Source organism: Luteimonas sp. YGD11-2 (assembly GCF_004118975.1).
Classification (GTDB): Bacteria; Pseudomonadota; Gammaproteobacteria; order Xanthomonadales; family Xanthomonadaceae; genus Luteimonas; species Luteimonas muca.
This window is the reverse complement of the sequence record NZ_CP035376.1, coordinates 1,367,675-1,381,983: the sequence shown is the minus strand read 5'-3', so window position 1 is coordinate 1,381,983 and position 14,309 is coordinate 1,367,675. Positions and strand designations below refer to the sequence as shown.

At 69.7% G+C, this 14,309-nt stretch carries 9 protein-coding genes; 7 read left to right on the top strand and 2 right to left on the bottom strand.

The genetic code is table 11. The features are described from left to right. Positions 1 to 105 precede the first annotated feature (105 nt). Complete coding sequence (locus ERL55_RS06230; protein WP_129135662.1) at positions 106 to 2,166, bottom strand: C1 family peptidase; 2,061 nt, start codon at positions 2,164 to 2,166, stop codon at positions 106 to 108. Between the two features lie 207 nt (positions 2,167 to 2,373). Here ERL55_RS06230 and ERL55_RS06225 point away from each other — a divergent pair, with 207 nt between their 5' ends. The 3 genes from ERL55_RS06225 to ERL55_RS06215 all read left to right on the top strand — a co-directional run bounded on the left by ERL55_RS06225 (position 2,374) and on the right by ERL55_RS06215 (position 6,824). Beyond that, positions 2,374 to 3,930, top strand: coding sequence for a phospholipase D family protein (locus ERL55_RS06225; RefSeq protein WP_241685857.1), 1,557 nt, complete (start codon positions 2,374 to 2,376; stop codon positions 3,928 to 3,930). A 174-nt stretch (positions 3,931 to 4,104) separates the two neighbouring features. After that, positions 4,105 to 5,208, top strand: coding sequence for a Glu/Leu/Phe/Val dehydrogenase dimerization domain-containing protein (locus ERL55_RS06220; RefSeq protein ID WP_129135660.1), 1,104 nt, complete (start codon positions 4,105 to 4,107; stop codon positions 5,206 to 5,208). Between the two features lie 458 nt (positions 5,209 to 5,666). Next, entirely contained in the window at positions 5,667 to 6,824 is a 1,158-nt protein-coding gene (locus tag ERL55_RS06215; protein WP_129135659.1) for an isovaleryl-CoA dehydrogenase, read from the top strand. A 132-nt stretch (positions 6,825 to 6,956) separates the two neighbouring features. On the opposite strand, the gene ERL55_RS06210 is transcribed toward ERL55_RS06215, so the two are convergent. Further along, entirely contained in the window at positions 6,957 to 9,827 is a 2,871-nt protein-coding gene (locus ERL55_RS06210) for an autotransporter serine protease (protein WP_241685856.1), read from the bottom strand. A 203-nt stretch (positions 9,828 to 10,030) separates the two neighbouring features. Between ERL55_RS06210 and ERL55_RS06205 the strand changes: the two genes are divergently transcribed. The 4 genes from ERL55_RS06205 to ERL55_RS06190 all read left to right on the top strand — a co-directional run bounded on the left by ERL55_RS06205 (position 10,031) and on the right by ERL55_RS06190 (position 14,173). Next, positions 10,031 to 11,215, top strand: a complete 1,185-nt coding sequence (locus tag ERL55_RS06205) for an acetyl-CoA C-acyltransferase (RefSeq protein ID WP_129135658.1) — start codon at positions 10,031 to 10,033, stop codon at positions 11,213 to 11,215. A gap of 114 nt (positions 11,216 to 11,329) precedes the next feature. Then, entirely contained in the window at positions 11,330 to 11,668 is a 339-nt protein-coding gene (locus ERL55_RS06200; protein ID WP_129135657.1) for a hypothetical protein, read from the top strand. A 190-nt stretch (positions 11,669 to 11,858) separates the two neighbouring features. Beyond that, positions 11,859 to 12,254, top strand: coding sequence for a hypothetical protein (locus tag ERL55_RS06195; protein WP_129135656.1), 396 nt, complete (start codon positions 11,859 to 11,861; stop codon positions 12,252 to 12,254). A gap of 311 nt (positions 12,255 to 12,565) precedes the next feature. Next, positions 12,566 to 14,173, top strand: coding sequence for a carboxyl transferase domain-containing protein (locus ERL55_RS06190; protein ID WP_129135655.1), 1,608 nt, complete (start codon positions 12,566 to 12,568; stop codon positions 14,171 to 14,173). The last annotated feature ends 136 nt before the right edge of the window (positions 14,174 to 14,309 follow it).

Below are 14,309 nucleotides of genomic sequence, written 5' to 3'. Positions count from 1 at the left end.
TTCCACCCGGGTGGACCCTGCGCGCTGCATGAACCGGTTGGGTTGCATGGTGTCGGGGGCGTCGTGCGGGGTGCGTGAATAGGACGCGGAAAAGCGCCGGTCGGGCTACGGCGTCTCGCAGATCGCGCGGTAGAGTCTGCGGCGGCGTTCGTCGAGGCCGGCGCTGGAGCGGTGGATGTCGACGGCGCCGCTCCCGGTGCGCGGGATGTCGAGGATGCGGGTGACGGTGGCGCACAGGGTCGCGGCATCATCGTCGAAGGCGCCGTGGTTGCTGGCCTCCGAGGCATCCGCGGAACCGGCGGGTTCGTCGACGGTGGGCGCCTGGATCCAGTCGAGCAGGCCGTCGCGGATCAGCGCGCGCATTTCCGGGCTGCCGAACTCGGCGTGCTCGATGAAAAGCGCCATGCCCGCCAGCGGGGTGCCGTGGCGGCGGCTGCGGTCGATCCAGTTGCGGGCGGTGGCCTCGAAGGCGTGCGCGACCAGGTACAGCAGCGACTTGTTGTAGACCCGTGCGCAGTGGTCGTCGCGTTCGGCGCGGTCGGTCAGGGTGAACAGGCTGGCGTGGTCGATACGGCGTTCGCGCAGCGCGGTGCCGAAGGTCTGCAGGAACAGCTCGGTGGTCAGTGCCGGCGCCCACAGGTGCGCGCTTTCGATCTTCGCGCCCAGGCCCAGCATGCCGGCGGCCGGGCCACTGGCGATCTGGCCCGGCGTGGTCAGCAGCTGCACCAGCGGCGCCATCAGGATCGAGCCGGCACTGTGCGCGGCGACGTGGATCTCCACCGTCGGGTCGCGCTGCTGCCACTCGTGCAGCAGGCGCGCCACCTGCGCGGCACCGCCGGCCTCCTGCAGGCCGCCCTGCGGGTCGCGCGACACCGCGGTGGTGGCGAGCAGTGCGTTCTCCTTCATCTCCTCCCACAGCACGCGGCCGCCGAGCACGCGCGCCAGCGGTTCGAGGGTGTCGTCGAGACGATCCAGCAGCAGGTCGCGCGCACGGTCGAGCAGGCCTTCGGTGCGCGGGCGCGCGGCGTCGCGCAGCAGGTTGCCGAGCGTGGTCCAGAAGTCGGTTTTCCAGACGAAGGCCAGCGGGTAGATTTCCTGCCCCAGCAGGTTCTGCCGGTAGTCGGCGATGCGCTGCACCGCGCCCTGCTCCGGCACCAGCCCGCCATGGGCGTACAGCAGGATGCGCTTGCGCGCCCAGCCGCGGGTGATGCGTGGCAGGTCGTTGCGTACCAGGTTGCGGATGTCGTCCTGGCTGTTGCCGAAGCGGCCGCCGCTGCGCAGGCGGCCGTCATTGCCGAGGCTGACGATATGCGGGCGCAGGTCGGCCTGCGAATAGCCGGTGGACTGCGCGGCCAGCGCGGAATTGAACACCGCGGTGGTGGCCGGGCGCCGCACCTCCACCGGCACCGCCAGCCGGCCGACCCAGGTGTCGGTGCCGCGCTCGAGCCATTCGTCGTAGCTGACATGCGCATGCCCGGCCCGGCCCCAGCGGGTGCCCCAGCTGTTCTGGATCCAGAACCCGCGCGCGTCGTAACCGACGATGGCGAACGCGTGGTAGCCGCTGACCGGCTGCTGGCGCCAGGCGATGACGCCGCTGGCCGGGGGCTTCAGCCAGCCCTCGTGCACCGCGGCCGAGGCGTACAGCACGCCGGTCTCGGCGATCGCCACGTGCATGGCGACGAGGTCGCGGTGGTTGACCCGCGCATAGGCGCCGAGCGGATGGCGCTGCGCATCGCGCGCGCGGCGCTCGGTGTAGGCGTCGGGCTCGTGGGTATCGCTCCACGGCCACACCGCCTCGGTGGCGAGACCATGGCGGTGCCAGCCCTTCATCGCACCGCGGCAGCTGGAGCCGGCGTAGTCCTCGCCTTCCCATTCGTCGTAGCGGCGCGCCATGTCGTAGGCCATGCGCGGGCTGAGCCGGGTGGCCACCGGCCGCGGGCGGCGGCTGCGCAGCAGGGTGTGGGCGACGGTGACCAGCGCGAACGCGGTGCAGGCACCCTCGCCGCCCTGGTCGAGCACCGGCACCCGGCGTTTCAGATGGCGGTCGAGCGGCGTCGTCGGCGGCACGTCGACCAGCGTGGGTTCGAACATGCGGTCGCGGAAATCGGCGGTGTCGGGGCGGGCATCGAGCAGGCGCTCGGGCTGGCGTGCGGTGCGTGCGGACATTGCGGATCCCTCCGGGCAACGGGTGCGGTGAAGCGGGCGAATCGGAAACAGGCAACGCGCTGGGCGGCGGCGCCGGGACAGGCCACCGCGCCCGGCACCGAGCATGCGCGTGCGGCGTCGCGCGGTCCGCGACGCGTGCCACCGATCGGGGCTGCCCATTGCCGGCATGCCGCTGCCCCTACAATGGGCCGTGAATACGGGGACGACATGCGCAAGCGCCTGAAGAAGATCTTCGCCTGGGGCCTGGTGGGGCTGGTGGCCCTGATCGCCAGCGGCCTGCTGCTGGCCGACCACCTGACGCCGCAGGCCACCGGCGCGCCCTCGTGGACGCTGCCGCTGGAGCGCGACGCCACCGCCATCGACCGCGAGCTGATGCCACTGCTCGACCGCAACCCCGGCATGAGCGGGGTGATCCTGGTGCCCGATGGCCTGGATGCCTTCGCCTCGCGCGCGATCAGCGCACGCCAGGCCGGGCGCAGCCTCGACGTGCAGTACTACATCTGGAAGGACGACCTCGCCGGGCACCTGCTGCTCAACGAGCTGTGGCAGGCCGCCGAGCGCGGCGTGCGCGTGCGCCTGCTGCTCGACGACATCAGCACCCGCGGCAAGGACGGCGCGCTGCTGGCGTTCGACCAGCACCCGAACATCGAGATCCGCGTCTACAACCCGTTTCGCAACCGCGATGGTCTCGGCCGCCTGCTGGAAATGGTGCAGCGCGCCTGGAGCATCACCCACCGCATGCACAACAAAGCGTGGATCGCCGATGGCCGGGTGGCGGTGGTCGGCGGACGCAACGTGGGGCTGGAGTATTTCGACGCCGCCGAGGACGTGAACTTCATCGACCTCGACGCGGTCGTGTTCGGGCCGGAGGTGGCATCGGCCAACGCGATCTTCGACGACTTCTGGAACAGCGAGGCGGTGGTGCCGATCAGCGCCCTCAACAGCAAGTCGGCCCGGCGCCTGGACGAGGTGATGGCGGGCATCCGCCAGGAAGTGCAGAGCGCCGCGGCCAGGCGTTTCCTGGACCGGGTGGATACCTCCGACAGCGTGCGCCGCTACTTCCTGCAGACGCTGGAGCCGTACTGGATCAGCAGCCTCAGGATCATGTCAGACCCGCCGGTGAAGGCCAACGGCGACCGCCGCGACGGCTGGCTGATCACCCCGATCCTCGACGACCTGCGCAGCGCGCGCGGCAAGGCGCTGGTGGTGTCGCCCTACTTCGTGCCAGGCCCGGAAGGCGTGGCGCAGATGGCGCAGTCGGTGCGCGCCGGCGTGCACGTGGGCGTGGTGACCAACTCGCTGGCCGCAAACGACGTGCTGGCGGTGCACAGCGGCTACAGCCGCTACCGCAAACAGATGCTGCGCCACGGCGTGGCGCTGTACGAGACCAGGCCCGGCGTGGCCACCGAATCCAGCATGTTCGGCAGCAGCGGCGCCAGCCTGCACACCAAGGCCTACATCGTCGACGACCGCCGTGGCTTCGTCGGCTCGTTCAACGTCGACCCGCGCTCGATCGACCTCAACACCGAGATGGGGCTGTTCTTCGACGACCCGGCGCTCGGCGCGGCGCTGCGCGAGCTGTACGTGCACCTGTCCAGCCCGGAACTGGCGTACTGGGTGTACATCAACGACGAGGGCCGGCTGCGCTGGCTGGACGCCGCGGCCACGCCCCCCGAGGTGCTGGACAACGAGCCGGAATCCACCCGCCTGCAGCGCCTGCTGGTGTGGTTCATGACCTGGCTGCCGATCGAATCCCAGCTGTAACCCCTGTACCGCATACGGGGCCGCACGGTGGGCGTGCAGGCAATTGCCGGGGCAGGCGCGTAGAATGCGGCCCCCATCGGCAGCCGTTCGCGGCCGCCGCGCCCCCGCAGTAATCCCATCACCCACAGCGACCGGCCCGGTTCGCCCGCGAATCGCGCCGCAGCGGAGTTTGCGATGATCTTCGAACATCTCGATACCTACGGCCATGAACAGGTCGTCTTCTGCCACAACAAGGACGCAGGCCTGAAGGCCATCATCGCGATCCACAACACCGTGCTGGGCCCGGCGCTGGGCGGCACCCGCATGTGGCCGTACAAGAGCGAGCAGGAAGCGCTGAACGACGTGCTGCGCCTGTCGCGCGGCATGACCTACAAGAACGCCGTGGCCGGCCTGAACCTGGGCGGCGGCAAGGCGGTGATCATCGGCGACCCGGCCACCGACAAGTCCGAGGCGCTGTTCCGCTCGTTCGGGCAGTTCGTGGAATCGCTGGGCGGCCGCTACATCACCGCCGAGGACGTCGGCATCGACGTCAACGACATGGAATTCGTGTACCGCGAGACCCAGTTCGTCACCGGCGTGCACCAGGTGCATGGCGGCTCGGGCGACCCCTCGCCGTTCACCGCCTACGGCACGATGCAGGGCCTGCTGGCCACGCTGCAGCGCAAGTTCGGCAACGAGGAAGTCGGCAACTACAGCTACGCCGTGCAGGGCCTGGGCCATGTCGGCAGCGAGTTCGTGAAGCTGCTGTCCGAGCGTGGCGCGAAGGTGTTCGTGACCGACATCAACAAGGACCGCGTCGACCGCGTGGTCAGCGAGTACGGCGCCGAGGCCGTGGGCCTGGACGAGATCTACGACGTCGATGCCGACGTGTACTCGCCCTGCGCGCTGGGCGGCACCCTCAACGACGACACCCTGCCCCGCCTCAAGGCCAAGGTGATCTGCGGTGCGGCCAACAACCAGCTGGCCACCAATGCGATCGGCGACGAGCTCGAGAAGCGCGGCATCCTGTATGCGCCGGACTACGCGGTGAACGCCGGCGGCGTGATGAACGTGTCGCTCGAGATCGACGGCTACAACCGCGAGCGCGCGATGCGCATGATGCGCACGATCTACCACAACCTGACGCGCATCTTCGAGATCTCCGAGCGCGACAGCATCCCGACCTACAAGGCCGCCGACCGCCTGGCCGAGGAGCGCATCGAAGTCATCGGCAAGCTGAAGCTGCCGCTGGGCCGTGCCCAGCCGCGCTTCCAGGGCCGGGTGCGCGGCGGGCATTGATCAACCGGCTTTGCCGGTGATCAATCCCACGTTCTGCGCGACGCGCAGAACGTGGGCCCCAGCCTGATCTCCACATCCCCCGCCGCCGCTGCCGCGGCGGCACCCCCTTGACTCGGATTGAGCGCCGGTCTTGCCGGCTCTCAATCCCAAAGTCCGCGCCTTGCGCGGACTTCGGGCCCCACCTGGTGTTTCCACATCCCCCGCGCCGCTCTGCGGCGCCGCCCCCTTGACTCAAGGGGGCATGGGGCTCGTAACGGCACAGGCTGGCACAATCTCGACCCTTCTCCCGCGTGCGGGAGACAAATCGGCATGGACTGCCGATTTGGACGGCGCAGCCGCCCGCAGGGCGAGCCACATGGATGTTGCGAGTCCAGGTGGCCCGCAGGGCCGGATGAGGGCAGCGCGCTGCGCAATGCCGGTTGCAGGTTTCCTTCCGATCGAATTCCACGAGGTGCTGCATGCGTACGTTTCCGCTGGGTGAGGACATCGATGCGCTGCGCGATGCGGTGAGGCGCTTCGCCGAAGCCGAGATCGCGCCGCGTGCCGAGGCCATCGACCACGACAACGCCTTCCCGCAGGAGCTGTGGCCGAAGCTCGGCGAGATGGGCCTGCTCGGCATGACCGTGCCCGGCGAGTTCGGCGGCAGCGGGATGGGCTACCTCGCCCACCTGGTGGCGATGGAGGAGATCTCGCGTGCGTCCGGTTCCGTGGGTCTTTCGTACGGCGCGCATTCCAACCTGTGCGTGTCCAACCTCCACGTCAACGGCAACGACGCGCAGCGCGCGAAGTACCTGCCGAAACTGTGCAGCGGCGAGTGGAAGGGCGCGCTGGCGATGAGCGAGCCGGGCGCCGGCTCCGACGTCGTCGGCTCGATGGGCTGCCGCGCCGAGCTGCGCGGCGACACCTGGGTCGCCAACGGCAACAAGATGTGGATCACCAACGGCCCCGAGGCCGATGTGCTGATCGTCTACATGCGCACCGCGAGCCGCGAACTGGGCTCGAAGTGCATGACCGCCTTCATCGTCGAGCGCGGCATGAAGGGGTTCCGCACCGCGCAGAAGCTCGACAAGCTCGGCATGCGCGGGTCCAACACCTGCGAGCTGGTGTTCGAGGACTGCGAGATTCCCGCCGAAAACGTGCTTGGCGACGTCAACAACGGCGTGCGCGTGCTGATGAGCGGACTCAACACCGAGCGCGTGGTGCTCAGCGGCGGCCCGCTCGGCCTGATGCAGGCCGCGCTCGACATCGCCCTGCCCTACGTGCGCGAGCGCCGCCAGTTCGGCCAGGCGATCGGCACGTTCGGGATCATGCAGGCCAAGATCGCCGACATGTACACCGCGCTGCAGTCCAGCCGCGCGTTCGCGTACCAGGTCGCGCGCGATTACGACGCCGGCTACAGGAGCCGCGTCGACGCCGCCAGCTGCCTGCTGCATGCATCGGAAGCCGCGGTGCAGGTGGCGCTGGAAGGCATCCAGGCACTGGGCGGCAACGGCTACATCAACGAGTTCGCCACCGGCCGGATCCTCCGCGATGCCAAGCTGTACGCCATCGGCGCCGGCACCAACGAGATCCGCCGCATGCTGATCGGCCGCGAGCTGTTCGAAGACCGCAGCTAGCGACCTGATGCCCGAACGCGCGTCGCTTATCCGGGCCCACCACTGCGATGAGGCCGGCAACGGCCCTCACCCGCCCCTTCGGGGCACCCTCTCCCGCACGCGGGAGAGGGGTTACGCCGAAGCGCCCTGTGGTTACCAGAAACCCTTGACGTAACGCATCGACAGCATGCGGTCGTCGCCGCGTGGGCCGAAGCGCTGGTCGTAGCCGAAGTTCACCCGTGCGTCGCGACCGGCCCAGGCATCGATGCCGATGCCGAACAGCCCGCCGGACCGACCCGGCTGCAGGCCGCGCAGTGCCGACCACGCGTCCACGCCGACGAAGCTGGCGTCGATATCGAGGCCCTGCGCCGACAGCGTGTGCTGCCATTCGGCATAGCCATGCACGCTGAAGCGCGACAGCTCCCACGCCCCGCGCAGGCCCGCGACCGCCTGGCTGCGGCTCGAGGTCCAGGCATCGGTGCGCAGGCCGAAGCCCTCGGCGCCCAGTTCGCGGAAGCCGTCGCTGTCGATGCGGGTGTATTCGGCACCGAGGTACGGGGTGAGCCGCCCATCGGCACCGAGATCGAAACGGTAGCCGCCCTCGATGGCCGCGGTGGTGATGTCGCCGGCGTAGTTGCTGTGCACGCCCGACCACTGCGCACCGGTGTAGAGGTCGCGGCGAAGCTCGCGGTCGAAGCGGCCGACGCCGGCCTGGCCGAGCACGTGCGCATTGCCGAACGCCTTGCCGGCAAACATCTGCGCCTGCACCTGGCGATCCTGCCCACGGTCACGGCTGTCGGCGCGGCGGCTGTCGGCCTGCATCTCGCCGAACGCGAAACCGGCAATCGTGCCGTCGGCGAGGCGGAAATCCTGCCCGAGCAGCCAGCCGTCGAACGACGACTGCCCGGCCGCGAAGCCACCCTCGCCGCCCGCACCCAGGCGCTTCTGCCAGCCGCCAACGGCCTGCGGGCGCTCCAGGCTCCCCGACAGCTGCGACGACAGCGCCCGCCGGCCGATGTCGACATGGTCGAAGGTCGCGCTGGAGGCCAGCGCATGCAGTTCGCCGGAAAGGCTCGACAGTGCGGTGCGCGCGGTGTTGGCGTCGGCCAGCGACTGGAAGTCGCCCGCGGTGCGGATGAAGCCGTCGGCGATCGGGCCGCGGCCACCGGCATCCAGCTGCCCGTCGATCTGCCGGAACGCGCCTTCCACGCGTTCGGCCGCCGAGAGCGCGGCCGGGGTCATGTTGCCCATCGCGGAGGCCGCGGCCTGCACGTCGAGACGGGTGATGTTGAGCCACACGCTCTCGAAGTCGTAGCTCACCGAACCCTGGAAGAATACGCGGTTGGCGTCGTAGGTCACGCCTTCGAAGAACCCGCTGCGGGTGCCGGCGACGCGCAGGATCTCCTCGCGGTCACGGGTCACGTAGCCCTGGCGTGCGCCGGCCACGTGCACGGTGCCGTCGAGACTGGCATTGCCCTGCACCTGCAGCGCGCCATGACCCAGCGTGACCGCCAGCCGTGCATTCGCGCCCTGCACGTAGTTGCCGCCGATGCTGAAGCCGTTGCCTGCGTCGAGCGCCATCGTGCCCTGGTTGTCGACGTTGCCGTCCACGCGGCCACCGCCGCCGAGGGTGCCCGCGCTGGCAATGGCCACGTCGGAGTCGCGCAGCGCACCTCCGACCCACAGCGTGCCTTCCTCGACACGGGTATCGCCGCGGTAGGTGTTGTCGCCGGTTAGTACCAGCCTGCCGTCGCCGCGCTTGGTCAGGCCGCCGGCGCCGGCGATGTCGTTGGACCAGTCGGACTCCAGCCCGTCGAAGTCGACGGTGACGCGCCCCCAGTCGAAGCGGCCCGGCCCCTGGATCGCCTTGCCGACATCGAGCAGGCCGTAGCCGAACACGTCGTCCACGCCGGCTTCGCCGATGTCGGTGGCGGTGCCCAGCAGGGTCTGCCGGACCAGGTCGTTGTTGAAGTACGGGAACGCTTCCCATACCAGTGCGGCCGCGCCGGAGACCTGCGGAGCGGCGAACGAGGTGCCGCGCCAGCGCCAGTACTCCGGATCGTCCGGGGCATCGTTGGTACCGGTGACGATGACCGTTCCGGGCGCGGCCAGACAGTAGCTGCGGGCATAGGCGCAGGTGCGGGAGAACGACGCCAGCTGCGAGGGGTTGTCGGTATCCACCGCCACCACCGCCAGCCAGCCACGCTCGAGGTCCGCGGCCGGCCTGCTGTCGTTCGGCCCGGCCTGGCTCGGCAGCCCGGCCATGTCGGTGAGTGCCATCGAATCGTTGGAGTCGGGATCGCGGTTGCCGGCGGCGAACACCACCAGGCCGTCGGTCTGGGTGATGAAGCGACGGTATTCGGCCGCGATCGGCGCGGTCGCATTGGCGTCGTTCCAGTACAGGCCGCCCCAGGAGTTGTTCATGATCCGCATGCCGCGCGCGATCAGGTCGTTGTGGATGGGCTCCAGACCGAGCGCGCCGCTGACCGGGTTGCCGTCGCCGGAGCCGTCGTCCTCCGGCGGCTCGTCATTGATGATCCGCGCCGACACGATGCTCGCGCCCTGCGCCAGGCCACCCGGCCATTCGCCGAACGGGCCGCCGGCGATCACCTGTGCCACCGCGGTGCCATGCCCGTCCTTGTCGTCCACCGACATGTCATTGATGTTGCGGTTGACGTAGACCAGGTTGTCGACGACCCGGCCGCGCAGCGAAGGATGGTTGCGGTTGACGCCGCTGTCGATCACCCCGATCACGATGCCCTCGCCGGTCAGCCCGGCGCCCAGTGCCGGATAGGCATTGGTGAGCTCGAGGTGGCGGCTGTAGGCGGGGTTCGGCGGCTGCACCACGGTCGGCGGCGGCGTGGGCGGCGGCGTGGTGGGCGGCGGGCTCACCGGCGGCGGGACTTCCGGCCGGATCGTGTCGCCACCGCCTCCGCCACAGGCCGAAAGCGTCGCCACCACCGCGGCGGCCAGCGCCGAGCGGCGCAGCGCGCGCCATGCATGCATTCCGTTGTGCTTCGTCATGGTCCCCTTCCCTTCCTGATGTGCCGCGCCGCGCGCGATCACGCGAATCTATACCGTCGCCACGCGCGGCCGCCAGCGCCGCGCGGCTGAACCGTGCCGCGCATTCGCGGTGCAGATGACCCCTTCAGGTTTGCCGGGCTCCGGCGCGGCCCGGATAATGGCGCCATCAGTCCGCCCCACGCGGCCCGCTTCCGGAGTTCTCCATGCAAGATGTCGTCATCGTCGGCGCCAAGCGCACGGCCATCGGTTCCTTCCTCGGCCAGTTCACCGGCGTGCCGACGCCCACCCTGGGTGCCGCGGCGATCGAGGGCGCACTGACCCACGCCGGCCTCGCGGCCGACCAGGTCGAGGAAGTGATCATGGGCTGCGTGCTGCCCGCAGGCCTCGGCCAGGCGCCCGCGCGCCAGGCCTCGCGCGCGGCCGGCATTCCCGATGCCGCCGGTGCCACCACCATCAACAAGGTCTGCGGTTCGGGCATGAAGGCGATCATGTTCGCCCACGACCTCATCAAGGCCGGCTCGTCGTCGGTGGTCGTCGCGGGTGGCATGGAGTCGATGACCAATGCGCCGCACCTGCTCAACGGCTCGCGCACCGGCGTGCGCTACGGCAGTGCCGAGATGCTCGACCACATGGCCTGGGACGGCCTGACCAACCCCTACGACGGCAAGGCCATGGGCGTGTTCGGTGATGCCATGTGCGAGGCCTACGACTTCAGCCGCGAGGCGCTGGACGGGTTCTCCACCGAGAGCGTGCGCCGCGCCCAGGAAGCCACCGGCAACGGTGCCTTCAAGGCGGAGATCGTCCCGGTCACGGTCAAGGGCCGCAAGGGCGACACCGTGGTCGACACCGACGAGGAGCCCGGGAAGATCGACCCCTCGCGCATCCCCGGCCTGCGCCCGGCGTTCGGCAAGGAAGGCCGGCTAACCGCCGCGTCGTCGTCGAAGATCTCCGACGGCGCCGCCGCCACCGTGCTGATGTCGGCCGACGAGGCGGCGAAGCGCGGGCTGGAGCCGCTGGCGCGCATCGTCGCGCACGCAGGCCATGCGCAGGCGCCGGAATGGTTCACCACCGCCCCGGTGGCGGCGATCCGTGCGGTCATGGAGAAGGCCGGCTGGACGGTGGACGACGTCGACCTGTTCGAAGTCAACGAGGCCTTCGCAAGCGTGGCCATGGCGCCCATGAAGGACCTCGGGATTCCCCACCAGAAGCTGAATGTGAATGGTGGCGCTTGCGCCCTCGGCCACCCCATCGGAGCCTCCGGCGCACGCGTCGTGGTGACCCTGGTGCACGCGCTGAAGTCGCGCAATCTGCGCCGTGGAATCGCTTCCCTGTGCATCGGCGGCGGCGAGGCCACGGCCATTGCGATCGAGTTGCCGCAACAGGGTTAACGCGCTCTTTACGAAAGTTTCCAAACGCCTGCTTGACAGCCATCATCGGCTTGTCATCATGTTGCCCGGCGCGCATCGAGCGCGTTTGTTTCAACAACGACGAGGAAATTCACCATGTCCATCAACAAGGCTCTGCTCGCCCTCGCCATGGGCTTCGCCCTGGCCGCGTGCTCGAACCAGAACTCCGCCCAGGACTCCGCTGCCGACGCCGCTGACGCCGCTGCCGAAGCCCAGGCCCAGGCCGACGCCGCTGCTGCGCCGTTCGCTGACGCCGCCCAGGAGTCCGCTGACACCGCCGCTGTCGCCGCCGACGTTGCTGCCAACGCCGCGACCGACGCCACCGCTGCCGCGACCAACGACGCTGCCGACGCTGCTGCCGACGTTGCCGAGACCGCGGCCGACGTGGCCGAGGACGCTGCCGACAACGCCGAGCAGGCTGCCGACGGCCAGTAAGCCGCTTGCCGCGGATCCCCGGATCCGCAGTCTGCAGCTGGTAGTACAGGAGACCGCCCGCAAGGGCGGTCTCTTTTTTTCTGTCCGCGGCCTTTGCTGAACACGCGAAGCCGCCTTCAACGCACTCTTCACCGCAGGCCGCAAACACTGCGCCCGCCTACCACCAAGCGCCACCGGCGCGGAGAAGACCATGCTCAACAGCAAACTGATCGTGCTCGCCATTGCATCGACCCTGGCCCTGTCGGCCTGCCAGAACAGCGACTCGCCGGAGGCGCGCGCCAACGCCGCCGAGGCTGACGCCGCCGCCGAGCGCGCGCGGGCCAACGCGGCGCAGGCGCTCGACGAAACGGGCAACGCGATCTCCGCCGGTGCCGACGCTGCCGCCGCGCAGTCGCGCGAAGCCGCCGCCGACGCACGCGAGGCCAGCCGTGAAGCTGCCGCCCGTACCGAGGCCGCCACCCGCGAGGCGGCAGCCGACGTGTCCGAGGGTGCCGCTGCCGCTGCACGCAACACCTCCGACGCACTCGATCGTGCGGCTGAGAACGCCGACGCCGCCGCGCGCGACGCGCGCACCGACGGCGATTGAGCCTCCGGTTCGCAGCCGGAGTCCGGCTGACGTCCTTCAGGGCCCACCTCGTGTGGGCCTTTCTTTTGTTCTCCCGGAGCCGGCGGTGGATGGCCGGTGATTCGGGAGCAACACGCGGGATACCCGGCCGGGCATCCCCCTGTGGCCGCGATGGGCGGCCACGTCCCACGCGCGGTGAGCGATCAGCCCTTCCGAGCACCTCGCCGTGACCGGTCGTGTGCCGACATCCTCCAGGTCCGTCTGCACCGTCCGGCAGGCGCGGACCGGGCAACGGGTATCCTTGTCGGCCTTTCGCACACCGCCCCGATGCCATGCCCGTTCTCGCGACCGAAATCGACCCGCGTTCCGCCGACTTCCGCGAAAACGCGGACTACCACCGTGCGCTTGCCGACGAGCTGAGGCAGCGCCTGCGGCGGGCGGCGGCCGGCGGCGGCGAGGCGGCGCAGCAGCGGCATGCGGCGCGCGGCAAGCTGCCGCCGCGCGAGCGCGTGCTCGCTCTGCTGGATCCGGGGTCGCCGTTCCTCGAGATCGCACCACTGGCTGCCGAAGAGATGTACGACGGCGCCGCGCCCGCCGCCGGCATGATCTGCGGCATCGGCCGGGTGATGGGCCAGGAAGTGGTGATCGTTGCCAACGATGCCACCGTCAAGGGCGGCACCTACTTCCCGATGACGGTGAAGAAGCACCTGCGAGCGCAGGAGATCGCCCGCGAGAACCGCCTGCCCTGCGTCTATCTGGTGGACTCCGGCGGCGCGTTCCTGCCGCTGCAGGACGAGGTGTTCCCGGACAGGGAGCATTTCGGCCGCATCTTCTACAACCAGGCGCGGCTGTCGGCGGAGAACATCCCGCAGGTCGCCGTGGTGATGGGCAGTTGCACCGCCGGTGGTGCGTACGTGCCGGCGATGTGCGACGAGAGCGTCATCGTCAAGGAACAGGGCACGATCTTCCTCGGCGGCCCGCCGCTGGTGAAGGCCGCGACCGGCGAGGTGGTGGACGCCGAATCGCTGGGCGGTGCCGACGTGCACACCAGCGTGTCGGGCGTCGCCGATCATTTCGCCGAGGACGACCGCCATGCGCTGCAGATCGCACGCGACATCGTCGCCGGCTTCAACCGCGCCAAGCACGTGCCGGTGGCGGTGCGTGCGCCGGTCGAACCGCTCTACCCGGCCGACGAGCTGTACGGCATCGTGCCCAAGGACACGCGGCGGCCGTTCGACATCCGCGAGGTGATCGCACGCGTGGTCGATGGCAGCGAGTTCCAGGAGTTCAAGGCACGCTACGGCAAGACCCTGGTGACCGGCTTCGCCCATCTGCATGGCTACCCGGTCGGCATCGTTGCCAACAACGGCATCCTGTTCGGCGAGAGCGCGCTCAAGGGCGCGCACTTCATCCAGCTGTGCAACCAGCGCGGCATTCCGCTGGTGTTCCTGCAGAACATCACCGGCTTCATGGTCGGGCGCAAATACGAGAACGCGGGGATCGCCAAGGACGGGGCGAAGATGGTCACGGCGGTCGCCTGCTCGAGCGTGCCGAAGTTCACCGTGGTCATCGGCGGCAGCTTCGGCGCCGGGAACTACGCGATGTGCGGCCGCGCCTATGGCGCGCGCTTCCTGTGGATGTGGCCCAACGCGCGCATCAGCGTGATGGGCGGCGAGCAGGCCGCGAGCGTGCTGGCGACCGTGAAGCGCGATGGCATCGAGGGCAAGGGCGGCAGCTGGAGCGCGGACGAGGAAGACGCCTTCAAGCAGCCGATCCGCGAGCAGTACGAACACCAGGGCAGCCCGTGGTACGCGACTGCCCGGCTGTGGGATGACGGCATCATCGATCCGGCCGACACCCGCCGCGTGCTCGGCCTGGGCCTGTCCACCGCCCTCAATGCCCCGGTGGAGCCGGCCCAGTTCGGCGTGTTCCGGATGTAACAGGGCGCGGGTACTGGCGTAGATGACATGTGTATACAGCGCAGGTCCCGAGTGAATACCGACGCGTAAGGTGTTGACTGCGCTGGTCATTCGGGGCAGCCGGTCACAACGGGGCGGTGCGGGCTGCGTGCTAGTC

Bases quoted from the DNA above. Each gene is read 5' to 3' on its own strand.
- ERL55_RS06220 (WP_129135660.1), top strand. From the start codon at position 4,105: ATGATCTTCGAACATCTCGATACCTACGGCCATGAACAGGTCGTCTTC.
- ERL55_RS06210 (WP_241685856.1), bottom strand. From the start codon at position 9,827: ATGACGAAGCACAACGGAATGCATGCATGGCGCGCGCTGCGCCGCTCG.
- ERL55_RS06190 (WP_129135655.1), top strand. From the start codon at position 12,566: ATGCCCGTTCTCGCGACCGAAATCGACCCGCGTTCCGCCGACTTCCGC.
- ERL55_RS06230 (WP_129135662.1), bottom strand. From the start codon at position 2,166: ATGTCCGCACGCACCGCACGCCAGCCCGAGCGCCTGCTCGATGCCCGC.
- ERL55_RS06195 (WP_129135656.1), top strand. From the start codon at position 11,859: ATGCTCAACAGCAAACTGATCGTGCTCGCCATTGCATCGACCCTGGCC.
- ERL55_RS06225 (WP_241685857.1), top strand. From the start codon at position 2,374: ATGCGCAAGCGCCTGAAGAAGATCTTCGCCTGGGGCCTGGTGGGGCTG.
- ERL55_RS06200 (WP_129135657.1), top strand. From the start codon at position 11,330: ATGTCCATCAACAAGGCTCTGCTCGCCCTCGCCATGGGCTTCGCCCTG.
- ERL55_RS06205 (WP_129135658.1), top strand. From the start codon at position 10,031: ATGCAAGATGTCGTCATCGTCGGCGCCAAGCGCACGGCCATCGGTTCC.
- ERL55_RS06215 (WP_129135659.1), top strand. From the start codon at position 5,667: ATGCGTACGTTTCCGCTGGGTGAGGACATCGATGCGCTGCGCGATGCG.